Below are 26060 nucleotides of genomic sequence, written 5' to 3'. Positions count from 1 at the left end.
CAAACATTGCCACGATGCAAAAACTGCCAATGATGGTAGTCTTGGTACTCATGACAAGAGCCAAGTTGTTGAGTCCCCGGATGATGCGAAAGTATCAAGTCCGGTTGTGAAGACGAGTCGGGTGGGCAACTGCCTGGCTTAGTTTCACTTGAAAAGAGCGAGCGGGTACTATATCATTTGATCCGATGCCAGCGGATTCGATGTTCCCCAACCACCTATAACTTGTGCTGAGCTACGCCGAAGCAGCGGTCATGCCATCGGATTGGATGTGGGTAAAATGAGCTATTTGGCTACCAGCGATGGTGAATTGATTGACAACCCACGATTGTTCTTGAAGGCTTCTGGCGAGCTAAAATGGCTGCAACAAAAGTTCAACCTGTAGAAAAAGGATTCCAGACGTTGGCACTTGATTCAACATCGCATCGCCCAATTGTACGAACACCTCACATTAGCTCGCAAAGACTTTTGCTTGAAGTGGGCTCACCATTTGTGCAACCAAGCTGACAGCATTTTTGCCGAGGGCCTGAATTTGAAAGTTCTTGGGCGAAGTCGGCTAGCGAAATTCTGTCTCGATGCGACTTGGGGCGAGTTTCTATGCTTCGGCGTAGCTCAGCACAAGTCCATTTTGTCTTGGGTCTGTTTGAAGGGCGGTAAATACTTGGCCAAAGTAGAGGCCAAACAAACCAGTCAAATTTGTCCCCATTGTGGTGTCCATAGGGGGAAAAGCGAAAAGCCGCTTTCTCAAAGAACTCATTTCTGCTCCACTGCGGCTATTAAACCCATCGAGACGTGGTGGCAGCAGCACAAGTGGTCTTGAATTGAGGTGTCGCAAGTACGTCCGGACAGGGCGGAAAAATGCTCGTCGAGGGTTCCTGTGGCCGGCGATGGAGTAACTCTCTTCGCGAATCTCTTCACAGGCACCCCCAATGAAGCGAGAATCTTACGAATTCTATTCGTGAGAGTGTCAATGGTTCTTTTCCTGTATAGAGATACTAATGACCCAAGATGCTTTTCCTACGCCAACTCCCAAACCTGGCGAACTTTCTTTCTGGACCAAACTGGCTTTTGGCGCTGGGGATTTGTCTCCGGCTTTAACAGCAAATTTGCAGGTTTTTTTGCTGCTCCCTTTTTTAACGGATGTGGCGGGTTTGCCAGCCGCTTGGGCAGGTAGTGTTTTAATGGTGGGAAAGGTTTCCGATGCGGTAAACGACCCCATTATCGGTATTTTAAGCGATCGCACTCGCAGCCGCTGGGGAAGGCGATATCCTTGGATACTTTTTGGTGCCTTTCCTTTTGCCATTTTCTTTTTCTTGCAGTGGCTGGTTCCCCAATTCGGCAGTGCCACAGCTTTATTCTGGTACTATCTCATTGTGGGCATCCTGTTCAATCTTGCTTACACCGCTGTTAATCTTCCCTATACCGCACTCACTCCAGAACTAACGCGCGATTATAACGAACGCACCAATCTCAATCGCTTTCGCTTCACCTTTTCCATCGGCGGCAGTATTTTATCTTTGTTGGTAGCTGCTGGCATTTCCCGGCTCATTGAAGATCCCCAACAGCGATACTTTACCATTGGAGCTGCTTTTGGTCTTTTTTCTATTATCCCCCTCTACTGGTGCGTTTGGGGTACCAAAGCTAGAGCCGACCAAATGCAGGCTACCCACCAACCAGCGGAACAACCTACTTCCATTCCCCTCAAAAAACAGCTGCAAATTGCCTTTACCAACCGTCCTTTTCTCTTTGTCATAGGGATTTATTTGTTTTCCTGGCTGGCCGTACAAATTACCGCTACGACCTTAAAATACTATGTCAATAGCTGGATGGGATTGTCCGATACGAGTTTTTACACGGTGGCAGTGACGGTGCAAGGAACGGCTATGGTCATGCTTTCGGTTTGGAGTCCCCTCAGCCGCAAATTGGGGAAAAAAACAGTTTACTATATGGGAATTGCTATGTGGGTGATAGCACAGGGAGGGTTGTTTTTCCTGCAACCAGGCCAGGTTTTTCTGATGTACATGCTAGCCGTCATGGCTGGTCTGGGGGTTTCTACAGCCTATTTAATTCCTTGGTCCATGTTGCCGGATGTCATCGAACTAGACGAACTCAATACTGGCCAGCGACGGGAAGGTGTCTTTTATGCCTTTATGGTGGTCTTGCAAAAAATGGGATTGGCGTTGGGATTGTTTCTGGTGGGACAAGCATTGGATTTGGCGGGGTATGTTGAAGGGACGGCCGTTGATGCTGCCTCCGTACAACAGCCGGATTCAGCTTTGTTGGTGATTCGCTTGGCTATCGGACCGGTTCCTACCCTCTGTTTGATTGCTGGCATGGTGCTTGCCTATTTTTATCCCATTACCAAAGAAAAACACGAAGAAATTTTATTGCGACTGCAAAATCAAGACCAAACAACCAGCCAATCCCAACCGTAGTCGCAAACCCTACTCGCATCCATCAAAAAATTTGAACAAAAACATAGCATTTCCGCGCGTCTTGTTACAGAATATTAAGTAAAGGCGAACGAACGTTCGCTTATTCGTCATTTGTCCTTTGAAGGTGGCAGGTTTCGGATGGGCCAATCTATTCAATAGACTTTCGTTCCCCGTCTCCTGTCCCTCCTTCATTTTCCTCATGACAGAAACTTCTTTTTTTACAATCACAACCACCCAACAGTGGCTTTGGCGTGGCTATCCCATTTGCTACCAAAGCCAGGGAGACAACGGTCCGGCGGTGGTGCTGGTTCACGGTTTTGGTGCCTCTTGCGGACACTGGCGGAAAAACCTTCCCGAATTGGCGACCCACTGTCGGGTTTACGCCATCGATTTATTAGGTTTTGGCGGTTCTGCGAAACCCACTCCCAGCAATGAAATCAGCTATACCTTTGAAACCTGGGGACAGCAAATTGGCGATTTTTGTCGGGAAGTGGTGGGGGGACCGGCCTTTTTGGTTGGTAACTCCATTGGCTGTATCGCTGCCATGCAAGCGGCGGTGGACAATCGCGATATGGTTTTGGGGGTGGCTTTAATCAATTGTTCTCTGCGACTGCTGCACGAACGCCGCCAACAAAATATTTCCTGGGGACGCCGGGTGGGTGCCCAGATTATGCAACAATTGCTGTCAGTACGCTGGTTTGGGAGATGGTTTTACCGACAGGTGGCTCAACCCAAGTCGGTACGCAAAATTTTGCTGCAGGCGTATCAAAGACCGGAAGCGGTGACCGATGAGTTGGTGGATTTAATTATGAAGCCGGCTAGGGAACCAGAAGCGGCGGATGTGTTTTTGGCTTTTACGCGCTATTCCCAAGGACCGTTGCCGGAGGATTTGCTGCCGAAATTGCCTTGTCCGGCGATGGTTATTTGGGGAACGGCGGATCCTTGGGAACCTGTGGATATGGGAAGAGAATTGGCAACGTTTGATACGGTAGAACGGTTTGTGCCTGTGGAAGGGATGGGACACTGTCCCCAGGATGAGGCACCGGAGTTGGTCAATCCGATTTTAGCCGAGTGGATTGCCAGCCATAGCGATGGTGCCTACCGCACCGGTCCTTCGGACTATTGCTTTTAGGCAGATTGCCAGTAATCGGTGGGATCGTAGCCAAGTTCTTGTAGCATCTCCCGCAGCAACGGCAAACTCAACCCAATGACGTTGGTATGGCAGCCGGCAATTTTCTCCACAAACAACCCACCTTTGCCTTCCAAAGCAAAACTACCGGCACATTTTAACGGTTCGCCGGTGGCGACATATGCTTCGATTTGACGATCGCTTACGTTGGCAAAGGTTACCTGAGTAATCTGATGGCGGACCAGGGTTTTTTGCTGGCGGGTATCGACGGTGGCATGACCGGTATAGAGAAATCCTGTAGACCCCCGCATTTGCTGCCAACGAGCGATCGCTTCTTCTGTATTCGCCGGTTTTCCCTGAATTTCGCCGCGAATCACCAACACCGAATCGCATCCAGTAACAATGGCATCGGCAAAATCTGTAGCGACTTTCTCCGCCTTGCATTTCGCCAATTGTTCCACCAACAAGTCTGGATGTTCTTGGGAAATGGTGGATTCATCAAAATCGCTGGGACGAACGATGGGGTCGATGCCAATGGTTTGTAACAAACGCTTTCTCGCTGGCGATGCGGAAGCCAGCACAAATTGAGGAAGAGTCATTCGTTCTTTGCCAGTGTAGCCATGGAAACCGTGTAGGTTTCTAACTTAGTATACCGAAAAAGAATTGACCACCGCTTGGAACTTATCCTGCATTTTTTTCCAACGCCTCTCGGGAGTAGAAATATTAAACGTAAATAGCTTGCCGCGACTGACCGCCACGCTAGCCAAATTGTGACGGGATTCGCGATCGCTAAAATCCACCTTATACTCCAACAAATAGTAAGTATGTTCCGGCGTCTCCTTCGACCCCACACTTACCAACTCCGCTTGGCGGTTGGCCGTGGCATTGGAAATCGCAGTCTTGGCAATATTTTGTCCCACTTCCGTAGGTGTTCCCAAATCCTGCAAGCTTTCTCCCTCGGGAATATCCCCAATCACCACGCTTAAATTTTCCGAACGTTCGATTAAATCCCGCATCACCAAATCGGGTCCGTTGCCACTTACCTCCACCGGAATCCAACCATTGGGATAGAGAAACTCATATCCCGAACGAGAATCCACATAACTTTTGAGTTCGCCAGTTGGGGAAGTGGAACAAGCAGTTACGCTGAAAGAAACCAACAACAGGCAAATGGCAACAAGTCGTCTCCACATACATTTATCCCAAATCAATTCCAAAGTATCTTTGTATCTTTGTCTATCCTATCGGCAAGCTGCCACGCCGTTAATAGGCAATGGCTAGAAACTAAAGCAAATCCCGATCGTTGGGGTCCTCCTGTAGCTGCTGCAGCAATTTTTTAAGATCTTGGGAACGGTCTTTTCTCGCCACCAACGTCACGTTGCCATCGCGAACCACAATCGTATCTTCCAACCCCAAAGTAACCACAATCTCATTTTCGTCGGTCGCAAAGAAAATATTGCCTTGAGAATCCAATCCCCGATGCTGGGCCAGTTCTACATTCTTGTCTTGACCGGACTGCAAGCGTGCCAATGCATTCCAATCTCCCAAATCATCCCAACCAAAGGAAACCGGCAAAACCGTAGCCAGTTGGGTTTGCTCCATCAAGGCATAATCAAAGCTGGTTTTTGGCAGTTGCGAGTAGGCGGCCACTCCTTCTCGAAGCAGGGGGTTGATAATATCGGGAACGTAGGTTCGCAACTGTTGTAGGACGACTTCCACGCGAAACACAAAAATCCCGCTGTTCCAACTGTAACGACCGGTTTCGATCAATTCAGTGGCCCGTTGGCGGTCGGGTTTTTCCGTAAAGCGATTGACCCGATAGATAGGATATCCAGAAACGGTTTCTGTGGCTTCTCCCTGTTCGATGTAGCCGTAGCCAGTGGCGGGATAGCTGGGTTTGACCCCTAACGTCGCGATCGCATTTTGGTTGGTAGCGTGTTGGCTGGCTGCTTGTAAGGTATCTTGAAAAGAAGCAACATCATCAATCCAGTGGTCTGCCGGGAAAAATCCCACCACAGTATTTCCCCCGTAGCGGCGGTCGATTTCCACTGCCGTCCAGGCTACGGCAGCAGCAGTATCCCGGCGGTCGGGTTCCACCAAGATATTGCTATCCGGCAGGTGGGGGAGCTGTTCGCGAATGCCATCGGCCACCATTTCCGAGGTGACCACCCACAAGTTTTGCCAACCACCCGCCAAAGGCAACAGGCGATTGGCAGTGGCTTGCAGCAAACTCGTACCGCTGCCGTCGAGGGATAAAAACTGTTTGGGACGGTGTTGGCGGCTGACGGGCCAAAAACGTTCGCCTTTTCCACCAGCGAGGATAACGGGAATCAAAGATGGCATAGGAAACGATGGTTTAATTTTTGCTAACTTCCACCCCAAAATAACTCGATTTCTAGAAATTCTGGTAGATCTATACATTTTGCCGCGATCGCACGAATCTATTCTCTATGCCAGTAGAAAGCAAAACCACAGAGGCATCGGTAGATCCCTCCACGTCCTTTTCCCGGTGGCGAGGGAAATTATTTTGGGGAATGGCTTTTTTGCTAACTGCGGTTCTCAGCGGCATTGGCGGTGCTGTGGTGGGGTTGTGGCTGCCGGAGTTGCTTGTCTCTTCTTCTTTCCAGCCAAATTCCCCATTTGCCACCCCTGCAGACCAACTTTCTCCCCTATTGCCATCTAGCTGGCAATACCGACTTTCCCAACCGGTGAATATTTTGGTGGTCGGTGTGGATCCGGTAGCCGCTACAGGAGAAGATTCCCGGTCCAATCGTTTTGGCGGTCGCAGCGATACGGTGTTGCTGGTGCGTTTTGACCCAGCAAATCAAACCATCAATTTGCTTTCGATTCCTCGGGATACAAAAGTCCGTTTGCCAGATGCGGATGTGGATACGGTAAATCAAGCGAACTATTTTGGCGGTGAGAAAATGATGGTGGCGGCGGTACAGCAGTTGCTACACGATGTTCCCATCCATCGCTACGTGAGGGTGAGTACGGGTGCTTTGCGGGAGTTGGTGGATTTGTTGGGAGGGGTGGAGGTGTACGTTCCCCAAAAGATGACCTATGAGGATAAAACCCAACAGCTAACCATTGAGCTGCTGCCGGGATGGCAGACGCTGGATGGCGAGAAGGCGGAACAGTTTGCTCGCTTTCGCCAGGGGAATTTGGGGGATATCGGTCGCGTACAGCGGCAGCAAATGTTGTTGCTGGGATTGCGAAAACGTTTGAACGACCCGGCGATGATTCCTCGCTTGCCGCAGGTGGTGCGGGTGATGCAGAAGTATGTGGATACGGATTTGGTGTGGCAGGAAATGGTGGCGTTGGTGAAGTTTGCTTTGGATGTGGATCGTCGCGATTTTCGGATGGTGATGCTACCTGGAGAGTTTGGTCGGCGTGGCTACTGGCTGCCCGATCGAGTGGCGCGCGATCGCATTGTGCAAAAATATTTTCAGGTAGAACCGCCACAACTGAGCCGCCAACGCCAACGCTACTTACAAACGAACCGCGACCCAGCTAGTTTGCAAATTGCGGTGCAAAATACCACGAACCATCCCCAGGCAACCCAAAAGATGGTCGATTACTTACAATCTCAAGGATTTACCGATACTTACGTATTGGACTCCTGGCAAGACCGCCAGTTTCAAACTCAAATTATCGTTCAAAAGGGATATTTGGAAGGAGCGAAGGCGTTGCAGGAATTGTTGGGATTTGGGGAGATTGCGGTGATGTCTACAGGGGAGTTGGATTCGGATTTTACCATTCGCCTCGGCGAAGATTGGGTGGAAATGATGGCAGAATCAGCAAAATAAGCGATCGCTAGTTTTTGGGTTCGGTTTCGACAGTTTGAATTTTGGGGTAAGCTTGGTATTTGATAGGAGTGCGAAGCCAGATGGGTTTCCAATTTTTATCTTTTTGCTCTGCTTCCGCGGCACCAGCGGGAATTGGCAACCAAGATTTGAGGTCCAAATCGTAATAACCGGCTTGTGCCATGGGGTACCATCCTGCTTCTATATATTTAATTATATCGGGTAAGGCTTCTAGAAATTCCGGATTGCGGTCTTTGGGATGAATTGTCCAAGCTTGTGGGGATTCCATGGTAGCTCGTACGTAGTGGGTTTCCTCCAGGCGTCGCGAAACCATGACTTCCCAAGAGTCTAATTGCCCTTTGTTGGTCAAGTAGTTTAATATGGTCTTTATACCATTGGGCAGTCGATTGAGGATTTTTTGGTTATAAGAACGCCAGAGGGCTGGCAGTGGCAGCAATTTCTCGAATCGCTTGCAGTCAATTAGATAAACGCGGCTGCTGAAAAATTTAAACCGATAAAAGCCATTCGGATCGTATTCGTAGGCTACTCGTTGGTGGATGCTGCCGTCAGAGGTGGGGGGTCCGGTTAGGGGTCTTACGGCTATGACATCTGGATTTTGTTGTAATAGTTTGATTCCTGCTTCCACCCAACTATAGTCAGGTTCTGAGTGCAGCAGCATGTCGCTGTCAAAGTGTACGAGATAGTCAGTTTGGGGATTTTCAATGGAAAAGATGGTCCCTAGGATAGGATAGCCTTTGTGATTGTGGCTGTTGCGAATGGGAAAGCCAAAATGCTTGCGATAAACTTTTTTGCGATAGCTTTCGGAGTAGTCAATATCCACAACTCGGTCTACCACTCCCGCATCTTTTAACTGGTGGCAGCATTGATGCAATTCATCCAGGGTGCCAATGCCGGGACGGTTGACTTTATCTCCCGACAAAGGTGCTGTGTCTACGGCTAACAGGCGATCGCGAAACTGAAAATTGCATCCTCTGACAATATGAGGAACTGTCTGCATGAGAAATGGCAGATCGGTGCGTGCTGCCAGAATCGAAAGAGAACAACTTGCTGATACCATGGCTATGATTTCCTCATTTCATTTGTACGCGATCCTGAAAATATATACGGTTAGGCTGCAAGGAATCCTGGTATTGTCTCCGTGTTTATACGTTACTTCCATTTGGAAATATCCCAATATTCCCTGGCGTTCTATAAATCCGATCGGAAATCTCGTATATAGTCTCAGTGTTATCACTTACAATTTTAATCTCTGGATCGCTAAGGGGCAAGGTATCATTCGGCGCTCGTATATATACATAAATAAAACGTTACCTAGCTTTGCCATATATAGATGGTTATAGAGTATTTACTTCTTCATAGGAGCGTTTGTCTTAACGAAAAATATTGAAGTATTTATACCATTTCTGAAAAATCATGATTTTTCAGAACTTCTTGATTTCCCTGGTATGGGGGATCGCGAACCCCCCATACAAAAATCCCTCCTGTATAAAAGTTATGGCTGCAATTCCTTGCAGGCGATCGCGATCGCTAGATAACCAGCCTTTATCGTAAAGATAGTTTGAAATTATTTTATGAAGTTTCTTAAAAATATGGCCCAAAGCCGCAATCTTCATTGCAAACTAGTAGACATAACCAACCTAGCTGGATAGCGTCCTAGTTAGGGGGATCCCTACACCGACCTATCCACGAGCAATTATTTCGGCAAATTGGCAATTTTATTGTAAGGAAGGAGAACACGCCTTGCTGAGTTCCCAATCTCAAAACACCCGCGAAGACATTCGAGATTACGTAGCTCATCTGCAGCTTCACATGACCCTACAAGCTCGCAATCTCGTACCGACGCTAACGCAAGCCGCAGATAGTCGAGAAGAACTTCTCCAGCAAACCCAGGCCAATTTCGAGAAGTTTGTCTCTCGGCAACGCCAGTAACCCCTCCCCAAAAATTTGTAACAACTGCTCCAAGTCAGAGTGGGGGAACAGCAACTTCCCCAGCTCTGACTTTTCTTTTGGCTAGCAGTTCGATGGGGAAACTGCTGGTGCCTTTTGATATACCGAGCGAACGAAATTGGATAGAATTTGCAAGCCGCTGGAGGAAGATTTTTCCGGGTGGAACTGCACCGCCATGACATTGTTTTGTGCGATCGCCGCGGTAACGGTTTGGCTGCCGTGGGTAACCGTCGCTGCCGTTACCTGAGAATCGCTTGGGTCTACATAGTAGGAATGCACGAAATACACCCAAGTGGCAGGAGGCAAAGTGTCCCACAAAACCAAGTGGGGTTGGGTAAAATCCAGTTGGTTCCATCCCATGTGGGGAATGGTTAAATCCGGCTCGCTGCGAAAGCGACGCACTTTTCCGCGAACGATACCCAAACCCGCTTCCTGACCTTCTTCACTGCCTTCAAACAGCAACTGCAATCCCAAACAAATCCCTAAGAAAGGTTTGCCACTAGCGATCGCTTCCTTGAGGGGATCGATGAGTCCACGCTCGCGTAAATGTTGCATAGCTGGATCGAAAGCACCCACTCCTGGCAGAACGACAGCATCAGCATTCAAAATCACCTCGGCTCGGTCGGTTATTTCCGGATTTCCTTGTGCTTTTTCCAACCCTTTGCGAACCGAGTGTAGGTTTCCCATATCGTAGTCTACAACTGCGATCGTGGACATAACTCACCTCTGGCGTACCGTCCCTTGATTATATCCCGAAGCCTACCAACCCTTGGCTGCAATTTTATCGCTTTGCCTGGGCTCTGGTAAGCTAAAATAGCTATGCTTCGGGTGCATCCAACTGGAAATCTACCAAGTAGCTTTTAAACTGAATGTTATAAAAATAGCGACTTATGAGTAGAGCCGAACTGCTGCGATCGCCAAATACCAATCTAATTCCTCTAACCGAAAAAATTCTGTCTTCCGGACAAATTACTTACCAGCAGCATTTCCAGCTGACCTATGCGATGCTGAGCAACGCACCTATAACCAGCGAAGAAAGTACACAAATCAATCGGGTTTTCGATCGCTTGCAAACCGGACAGCTCAAAATTGTAGAACAATAAATTTCTAGCTAAAGTAGAAATGGTTGCCATCCCCGCGGTTGCCGGTCTATCGACGATATTGGGCATTTTTTATGAAAATCTCGATTTTGATTCCCGATCTGTCCTGCAAGTATGGTAATTGTCTGAGTCGTGCCTATTTATTTGCCAAAATTCTCCAGCGGCGATATCCCGTAGAACTGGTGGGTTTATCCCTGAAACCGGAAATTTGGCCCCCCGTGGCGCAGGATCAAAACATGCCTTACAAACTCATCGACATCAGCGATGTATCTGCCGGTCAAATGGTCAAACTGGGGCGGAGATTTCGGCAGCTGGCAGAGGCCATTGACGGCGATATTCTCTACGCCAGCAAACCTTTGCTCACCACCTTGGGGGTGGGACTGTGGCTCAAAAGAACCAGCCAGCGCCCTGTTATAGCCGATTTAGACGACTGGCAAATGGGATTTCGGCGGCAGCGATACCAATCCCTTGCCTTACCCAAAAAGGTCAAAGAGTTAACCCAATCGGTGGGAGAATTTTATAAAACCAGTTCCTATGTTAACAACTACTTGGGGGAAAAACTTCTGGGATATGCCGATTTTGTCACCGTATCCAATCGATTTTTAGCCAAAAAATTCAACGGTACAATCGTTCGCCATGCTGTGGATACGGCGTTATTTTCCCCAGATAACTATTTCCCACCAGATACCCTGAAAGAAAAATTTGGTATTGCTGCAGATCGGAAAGTAGTGATTTTTTGCGGTACCCCCCAGTCGCATAAAGGCATCGAAGACCTCATCCAAGCCGTTGCATTGCTAGAAAAACGCCGCGATTTGGTACTTGCTTTGGTGGGTAATGGCGATAGTGGCTATGGGCAAAAGGTAACCAAGAAAGCTCAGAAAACCTTAGGCGATCGCTTTATTTCCTTTGGTCTGCAACCCTTCGATCTCGTCCCAGAATTTTTAGCCATGTCTGATATGGTGGTGGTACCGCAAAGGGATAACTTTTCCACCAAAGGGCAAGTTCCCATCAAAGTTTTGGAAGCCATGGCCATGGCCAAACCCGTTATCTCCACCGCTGTTTCCGACATTCCAGAAATCTTGCAAGACGTTGGCTGGGTAGTCCCCCCGGAAAATCCCCCGCAGCTAGCCGCCACCATTGAAGATTTGCTCGACCGTCCGGAAATGGGTCAAGAAAAAGCGGCCAAAGCCAGGGAAAAATGTATCGAACATTACAGCTGGGATGCCGTCGAGCAGGTTTTGGCGAACTTATTTCAAAAATACGAATCGTGAAACCATTTTCCCGTTCCCTCCCGAGCAAGATTTCCATTTGCGTAAGCGATCTATCCGTACGCGGTGCGGGTCGCTGGGGAGATGCCGTGCGTCCGTTTCTCCTCGGTCGAGCTTTGCAAAAGGCTGGCTTTGAAGTAGAAATCGTTGGTTTTGTGTTTGGGGAAGAAAATCCTACCCTCAGCAGCGATATTCCCCTGGTGACCTTTACCGGCGAGCAATATCCTGGCTTTTTACGCCCTGCTTCCCAATTGTGGTCGCGATTGGACGGTGATATTTTGTATGCTTACAAACTCAAGCCGACGAGTTTGGGAATTGCCCTGCTACGCAAGCAATTGACCAGACGTCCGGTGCTGTTGGATATAGACGATTGGGAATTGAGCTGGCATGGTGGAGATGCTTGGCAGTATCATCCCAGTTGGAAACAACTAGCACGGGATATTTTGAAACCCAATGGTGCTTTGCGCAATCCCCACCATCCCCTATATTTAAAATGGACGGAAAAATGGGTTTCTCAAGCGGATGCGGTCACCACCCACAATCAGTTTTTGCAAAAGCGTTTTGGTGGTATTTACCTCCCCCAAGGCAAAGACACGGTACATTTTGCCCCCGATGGCTATAATGCACCAGAGTGCCGCCGCCAGTTGGGATTGTCGGACTATCGGGTGTTGATGTTTCCTGGAGCACCCCGTCCTTACAAAGGAGTTGAAGATGTGTTACAAGCTTTGGATATCCTTGACGAACCAGATTTGCGGTTGGCCATTGTCGGGGGCAGTCCTTACGATGACTACGACCGCTATCTCATGACAAACTGGAGTCGTTGGATTGTGAAAATTGCACCGCAACCAGTGGCAAAAATGCCAGCCGTGGTGGCTGCCGCTCACGTGATTGTTGTTCCCCAACGGGATACCGAGGCGACGCGAGCGCAATTTCCTTTGAAGCTCACAGACGGCATGGCTATGGCCAAACCCATTTTGGCAACCCGGGTAGGGGACATTCCGCAAATTTTGGAAAATACTGGGTATTTGGTGGACCCCCACTCGCCACCGCAGCTGGCTCGGGGGATTCAAGAGATTTTCCAGAATTGGGAAGCAGCAAGCGATCGCGGCCGGCAAGCCAGAGAGCGTTGCGTACGTTCCTATAGCTTGGAGGCGATGGCTGACATTCTCAGTGAGGTCGTCACGCAAGTAGCCGCAAAAGGCAACCATGGCAAAGGCTGATAGTATACTAGCATGGGCAATCAATGGCTAGTACAAAAAGCTCGTTCTAACTACATACCGTTCAAAATTTGGGGTTTATGTCATCCAATCGATTGCTTTTACAATTTGCACAGCGCTATCCAATATTACTTATTTTAACGGTTGTATTGGGATTGTCTAGTGCAATCTTCAACGGGGTCAGCACCTTCTTAGTCATTCCCTTGATTATGGCTTTTCTCGGTCAGGATATGAACATCGAAGGAGCACCCCCGATTTTACGAGTTTTTACCTCTTTATTTGATGGGTTTCCTGAGGAATGGCGCATTCCGTTGATGACCTTTGCAGTGATTGGGGCCATTTTTGGCAAGAACGCTACTCAATATGCTAGCGCTTACAGTTCGGCATTGCTAACACGATTTCTGGTCCAAGATATTCGCCGGAAGTCTTTGAGAATTTTGATGGATGTGGATCTGGACTTTTTCGTCAAAATGCGTGTTGGCGATTTGGTCAACCGGTTGGGCGTTCAAGTTCAAAGAACGGGCAGTTCTATCAATACAGCCGCTACGTTTACAAAGAATATATTTACAATTTTTGTATTTATTATCGCTTTGCTCGCCATTTCTTGGCAGCTGACCTTAATTGCCACAATTCTTCTACCCCTGGTTTGGCTGATCAACCAATATTTTGTCAAACGAGCCAAATATTTTGGTAAAATCCTTTCTGATATGTCCCGGGATTCTTCTGCTGCTTTGCATGAGATGATTAATGGAATTCGCTTAGTCAAGTCCCGGGCAAACGAAGATAAGGAATATAAAAAAGTTGATTACTTAATGACAGAACGGCAAACGGCTCAGTTTAAATCCCAGGTGAATTCGGCCATTATTGGTCCCATGAACGAGTTTTCTGGTGTTTTGATGATTCTCGTTATTGTTTTGTTGGGAGAGTTTTTCCTGAGCACCCAAGTGGAAGCGATTTCTGCCGTTCTGTTGAACTTTTTGGTCTTTTTGTTTCGGATGCTACCGTTTATCGGTCAGTTAAATAGCAATCGCAGTCAGTTTGCCAATTTATCGGCTAGCGTGGATTTGATCGCGGATTTGTTGAACCGGGATAACAAACAGTTTATGTCGAACGGTTATTTGCCGGTGCAGAAGTTGCAGGAAGGGATTCGTTTTGAGGGGGTTGGCTTTCACTATCCCGGCTACGAACGCATGGTATTGCAGGATATCAATCTTTTCTTGCCTCGGGGAACGACTCTGGCGTTGGTTGGTGGTTCGGGGGCTGGTAAGTCAACCATTGCCGATTTGGTGCCTAGGTTCTATGACGTGACGGAAGGACGGATTTTAATTGACGGGCGCGATATTCGCGAATACGATTTGCGATCGCTACGGCGGTCGATGGGCATTGTTAGTCAAGATACGTTCTTGTTTAACGATTCTGTTAGAAACAATATTGCCTACGCTGCCCCAGATGCCACGGATGACGATATTATTCAAGCTGCCAAACGTGCCAATGCCTACGAGTTTATTCTCGATCTGCCCCAGGGATTTGAAACCCCCCTCGGCGATCGCGGGGTTTTGCTTTCGGGGGGTCAGCGCCAGCGCATTGCCATTGCCCGTGCGATTTTGCAAGACCCGGAAATTTTAGTTCTCGACGAAGCCACTTCCGCGTTGGATACCGTTTCCGAACGCTTGGTGCAATCCGCATTGGAAGATTTGAGCAAAGAACGCACCACCTTGGTCATTGCTCACCGCCTCTCCACCATTCAAAATGCCGACCAAATTGCGGTCTTGGAGCGGGGGAAAGTGGTAGAACTCGGCAGCCACCGGGAACTGTTGGCAAAAGACGGTCACTACGCGCACTTGTATGCCATGCAGTTTAGCAGCACGACGCAACACCTGGTCCAAAATGCGCGCAATCAATCGATTATCCAGTTTTCCTACGAAGTGCGATCGCGCTTAAATCCCACCATTGGCTTTCTCAATCTATTGGTGGATGACGTGGTGGATACCTCCGAAGAGCGCCACGAACTCATTGAAAGTGCCTACGAAGCTTCTGTCAGGTTGCTCCATACCTTAGAAACCATGGAAAACGATGCCCGCCAAGCCAGCAGTAGTAGCGAAGTCACCGAAATCAACGCCGATGGTGCCAGCAGCCATCCTTCCCCAACCTCAGAAAATTCGTCGGCGTCGTAGGTGCATGGCTATTCTTGACACTCTCACCAAGAGAATTCGTGAGATTCTCGTTTCATTGAGTGTGCCTGTGAAGAGATTCGCTATGAACTAGTCCATCCCCGGTAACAGGGACCCTCGACAAGCCTTTTTCCCCCTCTCCGGAGGTACTTGCGACACCTCGATTTGGTTGCACAAATGGTGAGCCCACTTCAAGAAAAAGTTTTTTCGAGATTTGGTTATATGTTCTTATAATTTGGCAATGCGATGTTGAATCAAGTGCCAACGCCTGGAACCCTTTTTCTACGGGTTGAGCTTTGGTTGCAGCCATTTCAGCTTGCCAGAAGCCTTCACGAACAATCGTGGGTTGTCAATCAATCCACCCTCGCTGGTAGCCAAATGGCTTTCCAACCCCACATCCAATCCGATGGCATGACCGCTGCTTCGGCGTAGCTCAGCACCAGTTATAGATGGTTGGGGAACCTCTACATCAGCTGGCACCGGATAAAATAATATAGTACCCGCTCGCTCTTTTTAGAATTTGTACCTGTTTAACCACAAAGCCCTCGGGAAGCTAGGGCTGTTTCATGCTCGAGGCCAAAATTCTTAAGAAGGTTCTGAAACTTCCTTCAAGTCTGTCGTTCACCATTTTTTCTTCCCGAAAAAATTTCCGAGGAAGGAAAAAAAGAAGCAAATAAGATCGTGCTAGAAGCACGGGGCTTGAAACCTGCCATTATCGGTCAAATGGGGGATATTCCAGACAACATTTCCCAAGTTTGCCTTGGCGAAAGTCGTTGAGCAGAGCTACCGCTGCTCGTTCCCCATCCCCCTGGTGGCGATGTTCGGCGAATTGATACAAAAACATTTCCCCGCTGACGGGTTCCGGATCTATGTGATAGCGATCGCGCAAAGCTGCCATGGATGCGTCTTTTTCCTCGTTGGGGAAATTTTTCAGCAGCTCTACCAATTCCGCCGCCACCCGTTGGTTATCGTAGGCTGCCGTGCCAATATCGTCGCAAATCGCCAGTTTCAAAGCTTGCTCTTGGTCGGCTAGCTGGGCGGGAATCACCCCAGGGGCATCCAAAAGTTCCAATTTATCAGATAGGCGTACCCATTGTAACTGGCGGGTCACACCGGGGCGTCTGGCACTGGCTACCGCCCGCCGCCGCAACAAACGATTGATTAAAGCGGATTTGCCCACATTGGGAAAGCCCACCACCACCGCTCTGACGGCGCGAGGGCGCATACCCCGCCGGGTGCGTTTCTTGTTAACCTCCTGGCCACAGGCTTGGGCAGCTTTGGCAACCCCTGCTACCCCTTTTCCCTGTTGGGCATTGGTAAAGTAAGGTTTTTCTCCTTGACTGGCAAACCATTTTTGCCAGCGATCGCGTTGGGGTGGGGAAATGGCATCCACGCGATTGACCACCAAAATCCGGGCTTTATCGCCGCTCCACTGGGGCACGTCGCGGTGGTGGGTGGCTAGGGGAATGCGCGCATCCCGTACTTCCAAAACCACATCCACCAATTTCAACTGTTCGCGCAGGGCTTTTTCCGCCTTGGCAATGTGACCGGGATACCATTGAATTTTGGGTGTCATGGATATACCTCACCGAAAGGTTTTGCTGCTAGAAACGCACCTTTTGCCAGGATTTCCTGGGCATGGCGATTTTTAGGGAATCACCAATACCGGGCAAGGGGAAAAACTAATTACCCGGGTGCTAACACTTTCGGAAGTTTCCGGTTCGACAATGCCACCGCCGCGACTGCCCATGACAATTAAGTCGGCTTCGATTTCATCGGCGACATCGCAAATGACAAAAGCCGGTTTGCCCTCCCGTTCGATGATTTTGGCTTCAATGCCGACTTGGGAAAACATATCTTTGGCATTTTGGAGCAGTTCGTTGACTTCTTTTTCAGAAGTCATGCTGCTGTCGCCACTGGCGGGGGGTTCTTCGTTGGAAGTGGTTTCTACCACCGAGAGGATGTGTAGTTCGCTGTTAAAGGTGTTCACCAACTGGGTTACCATGTTGGCTGCTTCGCGAGCTTCTCGACTTTGGTCTATGGGAAATAAGATGTTTTTAAACATAAAGCCTCTAGCAGCTTCCAACTTCGTCCTAAATTCAATCCTATACTAGTTGCTTCGGGATCGAGCACGGGGAGCAAAAACTGTACGTTTCGGCGATTGCTGGGGGGAAACTACGGTGGGAGCGCTGTCCTTTTCGCTATCTTCTACAATGGTGCATAGAACGCTTTGCCCAACCGTTGGTTGGCAGTCCCTATTTGCCACTTGATTATGCGCGATCGCCGTTTTGCTCCTATTTTTATCCTAATACTATTAGGTTTGGGAATCGTATTTTTCCTACAAAATGCTACGCCCACAATTTCTTTGGTCTTTGTGGGCGCGAACTTGCCAGCGTTGCCCCTGGCAGCTTGGTTGTTGTTGGGCGCGATCGCGGGATTTGTTACTTCTCTAGCATTGGGTGGGTTGTGGCGGTCTGGGCGTCGGGTTTCTCCTGCCTCAGAAAAATCTCCAGAACCTACATCTACACCCAAGCAACGCCCTCGCAAAAAGACTGCCAAACGAAAAGCTGCCGCCTCTAGCAAACGCGACCGACAACCAGCCACACAACGATCTATGGAAAACCAACCAAAAGAATTCGACGAACTCGACGAACCCGCTCCCTGGGATGATTGGGAAGAACCCCAAGATACCCCCATTAACGTGGAAGCCACCGCCACCGACCGGGGCAAACCGCGAAATCAGCAACTACAAACCACAGGTAGCAACCCCACTGACGAGTCATCTGTGGCAGGCGAGGAAGACAAGGAACTTGCCAGCGAAACAACAGAATGGCTGGGGGAAGAATTCTTTGAAGACTGGAAGCAGGAAATCAAACCAGAAAACGAACCGGCAGACACCGGCGATCCAGGAAAAACCAGCGAAGTTGCCCCTGGCAAAACCTACGAACGCTACCGCCAACCCGTGCAACAATACCGGTCGGGTTCGGTGTATTCCTATACTTACACCGATCCGGAAACCACCTCTATCCCAGAAACCGAAGACCACCAAACCGACAGCGAACCGGAAACCACTTCTGTTCCAGAAACCGCAACAGACCAAGTGCCTGTAGAATCGCCATCGGAATCGCCACCGGCAGCAGAAGCAGAAGTTGCTGCCAGTTCGGAAGATTCTCGCGATCGTGCTACCAGAGAATCTACTCCACAAGAACCCCCCACCGAAGCCGTTTCCTGGGAAGAAAGTTTGGCAGAACTGGAAATAGAAAATCGGGAAACAGAAACAACCGCATCCCGTCGGTTGGAAGAATCCCCAACCGATGATTTGCCCGAAGACGAAACCGAAGGTTGGCAAACAGGGTTTCCCGGTTCTTCTCCCTCTGCGGAACCTTCCCAAGAGCCACCCCCATCCAAACCAGCAGGGTTGGCAAAGCGTTTCGTGCAAAAAATTGTTTCCCCAAACCAGTCAAATCCCCCAAAAAATCAAAAACCCCAAGATACTCGAGATATCCAGCAAGACAATTGGGAAGATGATTGGGAAACCCCTTCTAAAAAATCCGATCGAGAGGATGATTGGTAAGCGATCGAACGGACAACTGACGAGTTCATGCACACAAACTATGAAAACCTATTCCATCGATTTGCGCCCAAAAATTATCCATACCTACGAACGAGAAAACACCTCGATTCAGCAAGTTGCGGCGCGCTTTGATGTTAGCAAAGCCTTCGTATAAAAGTTGCTCAAACAGAAAAGCAACCAAGGGCGAATTGCCCCTAAAGAACAAGCTGAGCTGGTCAAAGGGGAGCTGGATGATTTTGGTTCCCAACTGGCTGCTGTGGTCCAAAAATTTCTCCATGCTACCTGGGCGCAATACGGCCAATATTGGGGAAAAATTTACAATCATTGGATTCGTACCAGCACCATGGATTGGGCTTTGCAAAAAGACAGACAATTTGGTGGCTAAAGATAGAGAGCGTCGCCACGAATTACCAAGCAGTTTTTGAATTGATTCTTATATAAAATCCGATGTACATAAAACCACAAAAATACTTGTTCTGAGCCTGCCGAAGCAAGGGGGAGCGCCCCGAGCCTACCCCGACAAAAAGGACCCCCAATGGGGGGTTGCCCCGACAAAAAAAATTGTGGTTTTTCCATGTTGGATTTGGTATTAGTATTTTGAAATCACAACCATTGCCTTTCTGGAAACTTGTCAATTCCCATTTAGGGGCGCTTTGCAAAACGCCCCTACAGGAATTTTGTTGGTTTTAACTAATCCAAATCGCTTTCAATGACCGCCATGACCGCACGTTTGGAATTGTCGCGAAACTCTTTGATATTCACCCGACTTAAAAACCATACTGCTAAGAGCATCCCTGCCGCCTGCAAACCAAACACAACAGCATAGGCTGGCAGCAACTCCGGTTCGGGAATCTGCGTAACATCCGTCACGCCGCGTACTTGTACCAAAATCCATTTGCCAAAATCCAAAACCGCACCGCCAAAAACCGTTGCCAAAGCACGGGCGATCGCTTGTGCCAATCCCCAAGCACCGATAAACGTACCGGCAGTTTCCGCTACCGTCAAATCCAGCATGAGGCTTAACGCTCCAGTTGTCGTCATCCCCAACGCCAAACCAAACAGCAACAAAGCATATTGGAGAAACTGAGGATTGTGGGTCAAGCCAGCCAAAATAATGATCGCAAACGTACCGGCAGAAAGCAAACAACCCAACCGGGTCGTTTTATGTTTGCCCAAACGCGGGGTAATCAAAAATCCCGTACCACTCAAGCCAATGAGGGTTCCGGTGCCCCAAAAAGCATTTAATTTCGTCGTTTCCGAAATAGGCATGCCAAACACTTCACCGCCGTAGGGTTCCAACACCGCTTCCTGCATGAACAAACTCACGGTCATGACCAACAGAAACGTAAAAAAGAAACCTGTCTGGCGGCTGGCGGTCAGCACCTTCAACGCTTTGCCCAAAGTAACGCTATCTTCGCGATCGCGAACGCTGGAACGGTTGGCATAGCGGGAATATTTCGATTCTATCCCCACCGTCGAAACAATTGCGATCGCAAACACAATCGCCGGCACAAACACAAACAAACTGGTAATCGAATCTTGCATTTGGGCAACCGGCGTATCCAGGGTCAGCGGTTCCAACAAAATACTGCTAATCACCGCCCCCACAATAATCCCCACCATCAGCATCGACCAAACAATGCCAATGAGCTGGGAACGGTTCTCTTCATCGGAAATATCCACCAGCAAGGCAGCAAAAGGCGTCGAACTCGCACTGAGTGCCAAACCGTAAACGGTAAACACCAAAGCCAAAACCCCTGCCCAAGCGTAGGTGGTATTGGTGAGTTCTCCAGCACTCGCCATGCTATTACCCAACTGCCAAACCACTTGCACCGCCAAAAAAGAAACACTGGTAAACAACGCTGCACCGATCCAGACATAGCCAGTACGATGGGTGCCCAAAATCGGCTTGGCATCCGACATTTGGCCGAACCAAACCCTCGCTGGTGCCACCACTTGGTGCATGGCGAGTGCTCCTGAGGCAATCAAAGCCGGCACTTTCAACTCATCAATCATCACCCGGTTTAATACACCCAGGGTTAACAGAGACATGATGCCCAATCCCATCTGAAACAAACCCAGACGGAACATGGTAAACAAATTGATATTGGGAACAACAGGGGCATCCGTCGGAGATTCCTTTGCTGGTTCCATGTTTCGATCGATTTCTGTACTCATACTCGGTAGGGGAGACATTGGAGACATTCTAAAAGATGGAGCCATCTTTCCTACCTATACAAGGTACATGTCAATGGGGGCTGGTGGGGAGACGGGAATGGGAAAATAGATGTTATACCATTTTCTTAATAATATGCAAGAGATAATAGAGGCATTTTTGTAGGGGCGCAACGCGTGAGCGCCCCTACCAGGGCAATTGAGCAATTCCAGACAATCGTTGTTTTTCAGAAATGGGATTAGCGAGGCGATTCGGGCAAAAAAGCAAAAAAAACCCTGGCTGGGTGCCAGGGATAACTCACTCATCAGGGTGCATCTACCATTCTCTTCTTCCGTTGTTGCCAGAAACGATCGGGAAAGTTTGGTAAAAATTTTCGTAGAAATTCAGATCGCAAGGAACCACGGCAAACTAAGGCTACGTTCCCAACTGCTGTAACTCGTACAAACTGGCATACACCCCTTTTTGGCGTATCAGTTCTTCGTGGGTGCCGGCTTCCACCAGTTCCCCTTGCTTGAAAACGAAAATGCGATCGGCTTTACGGATGGTAGACAGCCGGTGGGCGATAATAATAGCCGTGCGGTTTTCCAGCAATTGATCCAAAGCTGACTGAACCAACGCTTCGGTGGCGACATCCAAACTAGCGGTTGCTTCATCCAATACCAGAATTTGAGGATCGCGAACGGCAACCCGGGCAAAGGCTAGCAGTTGCTTTTGACCGCCGGATAAATTGGTGCCGCGCTGTCGGAGTTTGGTATCGTACCCTTGGGGTAATTTTTCGATCGAGCGATCGACTTTGGTTTTTTGGGCGGCTTCTCGGATTTGCTCGCAGGAATAGTTTTCGCCGAGGGCAATATTGCTTTTGATGTCTCCAGAAAAAACAAATCCATCTTGAAGAATGACCCCGACGTGGCGTCGCAGTTCGGCTTGGGGTAGGTTGCGCACGTCAATACCATCGACCAAAACCCGACCTTCGGTGGTTTCGTAAAGGCGGCATAGCAGGCGAATAACCGAACTTTTGCCGGCACCGGTAGGACCAACAATGGCCACTTTTTCCCCGGGTTCGATGGTAAAGTTTAAGTTTTTGAGTACGTATTCGTTGGGTTTGTAGCCAAAGGAAACGTTTTCAAAGCGAATTTCGCCGCGACGGGTGCTGTGAACTTCTAGCTGCTGGCGGTTTTCTTCAGGATCGCGAATTTCGATGGGTTGGTTGAGAATGTCGCTAATGCGTTCGATGGCGGTAAATCCCGCTTGGATGGCGGTGAATTTTTCTGCGAATTGACGTAAAGGGTTGAACAGACGTTGGGCAAATAGAATAAAGGTGGAGAGGGTACCAAAGGTGAGGGCGTCTTCTAAAACTAGGCTGCCACCAGCCCACAACACGGCTGCGATCGCGACTAAGGAAATCCATTCTAAAATGGCGGATACGGAAGCATCGTGGAAAATGGTCCGATCGACTTGTTCGATGTAGCGTTGGTTGTTTTCCCGAAACATTTCGCTGTTGTACCGTTGCCGCCCAAACAGCTGTACGATGTTAATGCCGGTAATATTTTCCTGGAGCATGGCGTTGAGGCTGGATAGTTCTTCGCGCACCCGATAGTTGGCTTTGCGGTATTGGTTTTGGAAATACATGACTACGCCGGCTACGGGAAAAAGCATCAATACCAGCATGCTGGCAAGCTGCCACTGCACGGCGAACATGGCAACGGCAAGGATGACAATGGAAAACAAATCGGTAATGACGCCAATGGCACCGGTGGAAAATACTTCCCCCAAGGCGTTAACGTCGCTGGTGAGTCGGGTAATCAGTTTGCCTACAGGGGTGCGATCGAAAAAGCTAGAAGCCAGGGAGGTGACATGGCGAAATAAGTCGTTGCGAATATCGGTGGTAATCTGCTGCCCGACTTTTTGCACCAAAAATCCTTGGGAAGCTTCCAAGACCATGCGCAAAACGACGGTTAGCAAAAGCAGAATCGACAGTAGGTTTAAACCTTCGGGAATGGTTTTGCCTTCTAGTAAGAAAAATGTTTCTTCGCCGCGAATGAGGGAAACCGCTTGCCCCACCAAAATGGGTTGGACGGCACCGGCAAAGGATAAAGGAAATAGTAATAAAATGGAAGATAGCAATAGTTTTTTATGGCGGCGGGCATAGGGCACCAACCGCAAAAATAAGCGCCAGTCGTTTTCGCGCTGGGAAGGTCGATTTTGTAAGGTGGCATCGGAAATAGTCATAATTTTATTGTACGTTTCCCGTTCAATGCTCGCTATTGGTATCTGATGGCGTTTTTTTAGAGCGTGGTGGTATTGACTTTTCTTGATGGATGGCAAACAACGCTGAAAACCTATGCGTATTTTGTTGGTGGATGACGAAGTGGAACTAACCGATCCGTTGTATCGCGTGCTGACGAAGGAAGGCTATGATGTGGATGTTGCCTACGATGGCACCACGGGGGTGGAAATGGCAGCACAGGGTAGCTACGATTTGTTTATTTTGGATTGGTTGATGCCGGGCAAGTCGGGGTTGCAGCTTTGTCAGGAGTTGCGCGAGCGAGGGGATACCACGCCGGTTTTGTTTCTGACGGCGAAGGATACTTTAGATGACCGGGTGGCTGGTTTGGATGCGGGGGCAGATGATTATATTGTCAAGCCTTTTGAACTGCGGGAGTTGCTGGCGCGGGTGCGTGCTAGTTTGCGACGCAGCGAACCTTCCCAGCGAGATGTGAAAAACGATCGTCTCCAGGTGGCGGATTTGCGCTTGGATCGGGAAAACCAATTGGCTTATCGCGGCGATCGCAAAATCGAACTTTCGGAAAAGGAAACCCGCTTGTTAGAGTTGTTTCTTTCCCATCCCGGACAGCTGCTTACCCATACACAAATCTACCAACATCTATGGTCGGACAGCGATCGCCCTAGTAGCAATGTACTGGCGGCTTTGGTGCGTTTGCTCCGCCGCAAAATTGCTAAAAAAGGAGAACCCCAACTGATTCAGTCGGTATACGGGAAAGGATATCGGCTGCAAGATAGTCAAGAAAGCTGATTTATATAGGGTGGGCTCTGCCCACCCTACTTGTTTAGTGATGGTGGTGGTGATGGGTACCGGGCTGGGCTAAGCTGGGATTGATGTTAACGCTGTCTTCGCTTAGTAGAGCTTCGATTTGCGTGTCTGCCCAGTCGGATGCCATGCGCAAAAATTCCGGGCGATCGTTGACACAAGGCATTTGAATGTAAGTAATGTCCGAGTGTTGGTGCTGGAGTTCGTGGATAATGTGGTCCACGTCTAAGAGGGTTTCGTGGTTTTCGGTGGCAAACCCGATGGGCATGAACACCAATGCTTTTGCGCCCAGCTGAATTAAGTTATCGCCGGCGGTTTTGACGTCCGGTTGCGTCCATTCGATGAGGGGGGTATCGTGGTTGAGCCAACCTACAGAAATCAGCGGATAACGGTTGATGAGGCGTTCCCGCACTTGTTCGTAGAGGGCTTCGCTTTCGGTAACCCCAGAGGTAAATCCTTTGGCTTTCATGGGGCAGCCGTGGTTCATGAGGATGATGCCAATTTGCGATCGCAGGTATTTATCTGACAGTTCGCTGGCTACTTTCTCCTCCACCATCCGCGCCATTAAATCTAGATAATCGGGTTGGTTGTAAAAGGAAGGAATGTAGCGGATATTTTTTACCCAGTGTTCGGTGGTGTCTTTTTGGGCTTCCAACGCTTTGTTGACCTGTTCTACGGCAATGCCGCTGGTAAAGATAGAATCGACCACCAACAGGGGATAAATCAGCAGTTTATCAAAACCTTCCCCACGGATTTGTTCGAGAACTTGGTGGGGTAAAAAGGGTTTGCAAAAGTTGTATGCTTTAAATACTTGAACGCGCGAGCCCCAACGTTGCTGCAGCTGTTGTTCAATGCCCGCCCGTTGTTTTTCAAAAATCGAATTGTGGGGGGAAATAAAACTATCGTGTTGGTGGTTCCATTCGTGGAAGTCAAATAAGGCCAGTAATTTAGCCAGCAGCGGATACACCCACGTGGGAACCGGAGCAAACTTCGCCGTCAGCAGGTTTAAGGCCTGTTCGTTATAATTGGCAAATTCGTCGTAGCTTTCCACTTCCCCATATCCCATCAATAAGACGGCTACTCGATTGTTCTCCGAGTCTTGCTGGGTTTGATTTTGAATTGTTTCTTCGGTGGCAACCACAGTTTTTCTCCTAAATCTCCGAAATACAGACGATGTGCAAAATGGATCTGACGACCCCATACGGTCAATGCCCGCTGGCGAGCTGGTTAACCCAATGTTTTTTCAGGAACTATAGATTTCTTCATAGTTTAACATCCCCTCTAGGGGGATGTCGGCTGTAGAATTTTTTTTTGTGGATTTTATGGACCTACAACATCGGGCATCGGTACAATTGGTGATTTGTGGTGGTGTTCACGACCCCAGGCTCACCGATAGCTTTTGGCGGCAAGTAGAACGACAAGCGGCCACACTCGGAATTTCCCTGGGTTTACCGTTGGTGCTTCCCGTTTCTCAATATCCTCCCTATTCCCCTACCCATGTTTGGTCGTTTTTGCAAACATCGGTATCTACTGGCGATGTTCCCTTAGGCTTGATTGGGTTCAGTGCTGGGGTTGTCGGGGCGATCGCAGCTGCCAACAGCTGGCAAGCGAGGGGGGGAACCGTAAAAACCTTCATAGCCTTCGACGGCTGGGGGGTTCCTTTATACGGGAAGTTTCCCATTTATCGCTGCAGCCACGATACCTTTACCCATATCAGTTCTAACCTACTGGGAAGGGGATTGGGAAGCTTTTACGCCGAGCCTGCTGTCGATCATTTGGATTTGTGGCAGTATCCCGCCCAAACTTGGGGATGGTGGGTAGCACCTTACCAAGCCAGTCGCAGAACCACCGCCTCTGAGTTTGTGGTTTCTATCCTGCAAAAAGAAATTCTATGCGATCGCGTTTCTCTCTAGAGAAAAGATGGATACCACACAATGGCATTTCCTCGTACTGCCCACCCGTACCATCGTCAGACCAGTGGGAAAGTGCGATCGCCTAGTCCAGGAACAACGAACCATTTCCCCCATCTGACCAACCAACCGCCATGGATGGGAAAAATAAAAAGACCTTCCCCATTTTGGCTGCAAAAAAGGTAAGATTTTGTATGTTTCGCCAATCTAGTATAGGAAAATGCTTCCACCTATAAAAGGTATTAAATTTTAAGAAACCA

At 48.9% G+C, this 26060-nt stretch carries 23 protein-coding genes; 12 read left to right on the top strand and 11 right to left on the bottom strand.

The window, feature by feature from the left end:
- Positions 1–995: 995 nt before the first annotated feature.
- Together AS151_RS05805 and AS151_RS05795 are read left to right on the top strand one after the other, a co-directional pair.
- Complete coding sequence (locus tag AS151_RS05805) at positions 996–2432, top strand: MFS transporter (RefSeq protein ID WP_071516101.1); 1437 nt, start codon at positions 996–998, stop codon at positions 2430–2432.
- Between the two features lie 199 nt (positions 2433–2631).
- On the top strand, positions 2632–3564 hold the full coding sequence (locus AS151_RS05795) for an alpha/beta fold hydrolase (RefSeq protein ID WP_071516099.1): 933 nt from the start codon (positions 2632–2634) through the stop codon (positions 3562–3564).
- Here the strand turns inward: AS151_RS05795 and AS151_RS05790 are convergent.
- From AS151_RS05790 to AS151_RS05780, 3 genes are all read right to left on the bottom strand, one after another.
- The gene (locus AS151_RS05790; protein WP_071516098.1) at positions 3561–4160 is read right to left on the bottom strand and encodes a nucleoside triphosphate pyrophosphatase; all 600 of its coding nucleotides are present in this window, start codon (positions 4158–4160) and stop codon (positions 3561–3563) included. The two genes, AS151_RS05795 and AS151_RS05790, sit on opposite strands and share 4 nt — an antisense overlap.
- 45 nt (positions 4161–4205) lie before the next feature.
- A complete protein-coding gene (gene psbP, locus AS151_RS05785; RefSeq protein WP_071516097.1) occupies positions 4206–4754 on the bottom strand; it encodes a photosystem II reaction center PsbP in 549 nt (182 codons plus the stop codon).
- A gap of 91 nt (positions 4755–4845) precedes the next feature.
- Positions 4846–5904 (bottom strand): sugar phosphate nucleotidyltransferase, encoded by a 1059-nt coding sequence (locus AS151_RS05780; RefSeq protein ID WP_071516096.1) that lies wholly within the window; start codon positions 5902–5904, stop codon positions 4846–4848.
- Between the two features lie 107 nt (positions 5905–6011).
- Here AS151_RS05780 and AS151_RS05775 point away from each other — a divergent pair, with 107 nt between their 5' ends.
- Complete coding sequence (locus AS151_RS05775) at positions 6012–7370, top strand: LCP family protein (protein WP_084639427.1); 1359 nt, start codon at positions 6012–6014, stop codon at positions 7368–7370.
- Positions 7371–7377: 7 nt separating this feature from the next.
- Here AS151_RS05775 and AS151_RS05770 read toward each other — a convergent pair whose 3' ends face one another.
- A complete protein-coding gene (locus AS151_RS05770) occupies positions 7378–8445 on the bottom strand; it encodes a hypothetical protein (RefSeq protein WP_211517539.1) in 1068 nt (355 codons plus the stop codon).
- Between the two features lie 683 nt (positions 8446–9128).
- On the opposite strand from AS151_RS05770, the gene AS151_RS05760 reads away from it, so the two are divergent.
- Positions 9129–9317, top strand: a complete 189-nt coding sequence (locus AS151_RS05760; RefSeq protein ID WP_139240528.1) for a hypothetical protein — start codon at positions 9129–9131, stop codon at positions 9315–9317.
- An 81-nt stretch (positions 9318–9398) separates the two neighbouring features.
- Here the strand turns inward: AS151_RS05760 and hisH are convergent, their stop codons facing one another.
- The gene (gene hisH, locus AS151_RS05755; RefSeq protein WP_071516094.1) at positions 9399–10052 is read right to left on the bottom strand and encodes an imidazole glycerol phosphate synthase subunit HisH; all 654 of its coding nucleotides are present in this window, start codon (positions 10050–10052) and stop codon (positions 9399–9401) included.
- Positions 10053–10225: 173 nt separating this feature from the next.
- Between hisH and AS151_RS05750 the strand changes: the two genes are divergently transcribed.
- From AS151_RS05750 to AS151_RS05735, 4 genes are all read left to right on the top strand, one after another.
- The gene (locus tag AS151_RS05750) at positions 10226–10438 is read left to right on the top strand and encodes a hypothetical protein (RefSeq protein WP_071516093.1); all 213 of its coding nucleotides are present in this window, start codon (positions 10226–10228) and stop codon (positions 10436–10438) included.
- Positions 10439–10509: 71 nt separating this feature from the next.
- On the top strand, positions 10510–11706 hold the full coding sequence (locus AS151_RS05745) for a glycosyltransferase family 4 protein (protein WP_071516092.1): 1197 nt from the start codon (positions 10510–10512) through the stop codon (positions 11704–11706).
- Entirely contained in the window at positions 11703–12923 is a 1221-nt protein-coding gene (locus tag AS151_RS05740; protein WP_071516091.1) for a glycosyltransferase, read from the top strand. The genes AS151_RS05745 and AS151_RS05740 overlap by 4 nt, the downstream gene beginning before the upstream one ends.
- Before the next feature lie 77 nt (positions 12924–13000).
- Entirely contained in the window at positions 13001–15094 is a 2094-nt protein-coding gene (locus AS151_RS05735) for an ABC transporter ATP-binding protein (RefSeq protein WP_071516090.1), read from the top strand.
- 279 nt (positions 15095–15373) lie between these two features.
- Here AS151_RS05735 and AS151_RS21365 read toward each other — a convergent pair whose 3' ends face one another.
- The 3 genes from AS151_RS21365 to AS151_RS05720 form a co-directional block, all read right to left on the bottom strand.
- Positions 15374–15571 carry a transposase gene (locus AS151_RS21365; protein ID WP_139240527.1) on the bottom strand — a complete coding sequence of 66 codons (198 nt, stop codon included), beginning with the start codon at positions 15569–15571 and terminating at the stop codon, positions 15374–15376.
- A 232-nt stretch (positions 15572–15803) separates the two neighbouring features.
- Entirely contained in the window at positions 15804–16667 is an 864-nt protein-coding gene (gene ylqF, locus AS151_RS05725) for a ribosome biogenesis GTPase YlqF (RefSeq protein ID WP_071516088.1), read from the bottom strand.
- Positions 16668–16739: 72 nt separating this feature from the next.
- The gene (locus AS151_RS05720) at positions 16740–17156 is read right to left on the bottom strand and encodes a universal stress protein (RefSeq protein WP_071516087.1); all 417 of its coding nucleotides are present in this window, start codon (positions 17154–17156) and stop codon (positions 16740–16742) included.
- Between the two features lie 165 nt (positions 17157–17321).
- Here AS151_RS05720 and AS151_RS05715 point away from each other — a divergent pair, with 165 nt between their 5' ends.
- Complete coding sequence (locus AS151_RS05715; protein WP_139240526.1) at positions 17322–18665, top strand: hypothetical protein; 1344 nt, start codon at positions 17322–17324, stop codon at positions 18663–18665.
- A gap of 157 nt (positions 18666–18822) precedes the next feature.
- Positions 18823–19050, top strand: coding sequence for a hypothetical protein (locus tag AS151_RS05710; RefSeq protein WP_071516085.1), 228 nt, complete (start codon positions 18823–18825; stop codon positions 19048–19050).
- A gap of 305 nt (positions 19051–19355) precedes the next feature.
- On the opposite strand, the gene AS151_RS05700 is transcribed toward AS151_RS05710, so the two are convergent.
- Both AS151_RS05700 and AS151_RS05695 read right to left on the bottom strand, forming a co-directional pair.
- Positions 19356–20819 carry a BCD family MFS transporter gene (locus AS151_RS05700; protein ID WP_170861326.1) on the bottom strand — a complete coding sequence of 488 codons (1464 nt, stop codon included), beginning with the start codon at positions 20817–20819 and terminating at the stop codon, positions 19356–19358.
- A 436-nt stretch (positions 20820–21255) separates the two neighbouring features.
- Positions 21256–23070, bottom strand: coding sequence for an ABC transporter ATP-binding protein (locus tag AS151_RS05695; RefSeq protein ID WP_071516083.1), 1815 nt, complete (start codon positions 23068–23070; stop codon positions 21256–21258).
- Between the two features lie 112 nt (positions 23071–23182).
- Here AS151_RS05695 and rppA point away from each other — a divergent pair, with 112 nt between their 5' ends.
- Complete coding sequence (rppA, locus tag AS151_RS05690; RefSeq protein ID WP_071516082.1) at positions 23183–23875, top strand: two-component system response regulator RppA; 693 nt, start codon at positions 23183–23185, stop codon at positions 23873–23875.
- Between the two features lie 34 nt (positions 23876–23909).
- Here the strand turns inward: rppA and AS151_RS05685 are convergent, their stop codons facing one another.
- Complete coding sequence (locus AS151_RS05685; protein WP_071516081.1) at positions 23910–25031, bottom strand: ferrochelatase; 1122 nt, start codon at positions 25029–25031, stop codon at positions 23910–23912.
- A 181-nt stretch (positions 25032–25212) separates the two neighbouring features.
- On the opposite strand from AS151_RS05685, the gene AS151_RS05680 reads away from it, so the two are divergent.
- Complete coding sequence (locus tag AS151_RS05680; protein ID WP_071516105.1) at positions 25213–25803, top strand: hypothetical protein; 591 nt, start codon at positions 25213–25215, stop codon at positions 25801–25803.
- Positions 25804–26060 lie beyond the last annotated feature (257 nt).

The organism is Geitlerinema sp. PCC 9228 (genome assembly GCF_001870905.1).
GTDB lineage: Bacteria > Cyanobacteriota > Cyanobacteriia > Cyanobacteriales > PCC-9228 > PCC-9228.
Note: the sequence above shows the minus strand (reverse complement) of the source record. Positions and strands in the feature narration are given on the sequence as shown.

What these genes read in the sequence shown, in the direction of transcription:
- AS151_RS05805 (WP_071516101.1), top strand. Translation starts at nt 996, where the DNA reads ATGACCCAAGATGCTTTTCCTACGCCAACTCCCAAACCTGGCGAACTT.
- AS151_RS05795 (WP_071516099.1), top strand. Translation starts at nt 2,632, where the DNA reads ATGACAGAAACTTCTTTTTTTACAATCACAACCACCCAACAGTGGCTT.
- AS151_RS05790 (WP_071516098.1), bottom strand. Translation starts at nt 4,160, where the DNA reads ATGACTCTTCCTCAATTTGTGCTGGCTTCCGCATCGCCAGCGAGAAAG.
- psbP (WP_071516097.1), bottom strand. Translation starts at nt 4,754, where the DNA reads ATGTGGAGACGACTTGTTGCCATTTGCCTGTTGTTGGTTTCTTTCAGC.
- AS151_RS05780 (WP_071516096.1), bottom strand. Translation starts at nt 5,904, where the DNA reads ATGCCATCTTTGATTCCCGTTATCCTCGCTGGTGGAAAAGGCGAACGT.
- AS151_RS05775 (WP_084639427.1), top strand. Translation starts at nt 6,012, where the DNA reads ATGCCAGTAGAAAGCAAAACCACAGAGGCATCGGTAGATCCCTCCACG.
- AS151_RS05770 (WP_211517539.1), bottom strand. Translation starts at nt 8,445, where the DNA reads ATGGTATCAGCAAGTTGTTCTCTTTCGATTCTGGCAGCACGCACCGAT.
- hisH (WP_071516094.1), bottom strand. Translation starts at nt 10,052, where the DNA reads ATGTCCACGATCGCAGTTGTAGACTACGATATGGGAAACCTACACTCG.
- AS151_RS05750 (WP_071516093.1), top strand. Translation starts at nt 10,226, where the DNA reads ATGAGTAGAGCCGAACTGCTGCGATCGCCAAATACCAATCTAATTCCT.
- AS151_RS05745 (WP_071516092.1), top strand. Translation starts at nt 10,510, where the DNA reads ATGAAAATCTCGATTTTGATTCCCGATCTGTCCTGCAAGTATGGTAAT.
- AS151_RS05735 (WP_071516090.1), top strand. Translation starts at nt 13,001, where the DNA reads ATGTCATCCAATCGATTGCTTTTACAATTTGCACAGCGCTATCCAATA.
- ylqF (WP_071516088.1), bottom strand. Translation starts at nt 16,667, where the DNA reads ATGACACCCAAAATTCAATGGTATCCCGGTCACATTGCCAAGGCGGAA.
- AS151_RS05720 (WP_071516087.1), bottom strand. Translation starts at nt 17,156, where the DNA reads ATGTTTAAAAACATCTTATTTCCCATAGACCAAAGTCGAGAAGCTCGC.
- AS151_RS05700 (WP_170861326.1), bottom strand. Translation starts at nt 20,819, where the DNA reads ATGGAACCAGCAAAGGAATCTCCGACGGATGCCCCTGTTGTTCCCAAT.
- AS151_RS05695 (WP_071516083.1), bottom strand. Translation starts at nt 23,070, where the DNA reads ATGACTATTTCCGATGCCACCTTACAAAATCGACCTTCCCAGCGCGAA.
- rppA (WP_071516082.1), top strand. Translation starts at nt 23,183, where the DNA reads ATGCGTATTTTGTTGGTGGATGACGAAGTGGAACTAACCGATCCGTTG.
- AS151_RS05680 (WP_071516105.1), top strand. Translation starts at nt 25,213, where the DNA reads ATGGACCTACAACATCGGGCATCGGTACAATTGGTGATTTGTGGTGGT.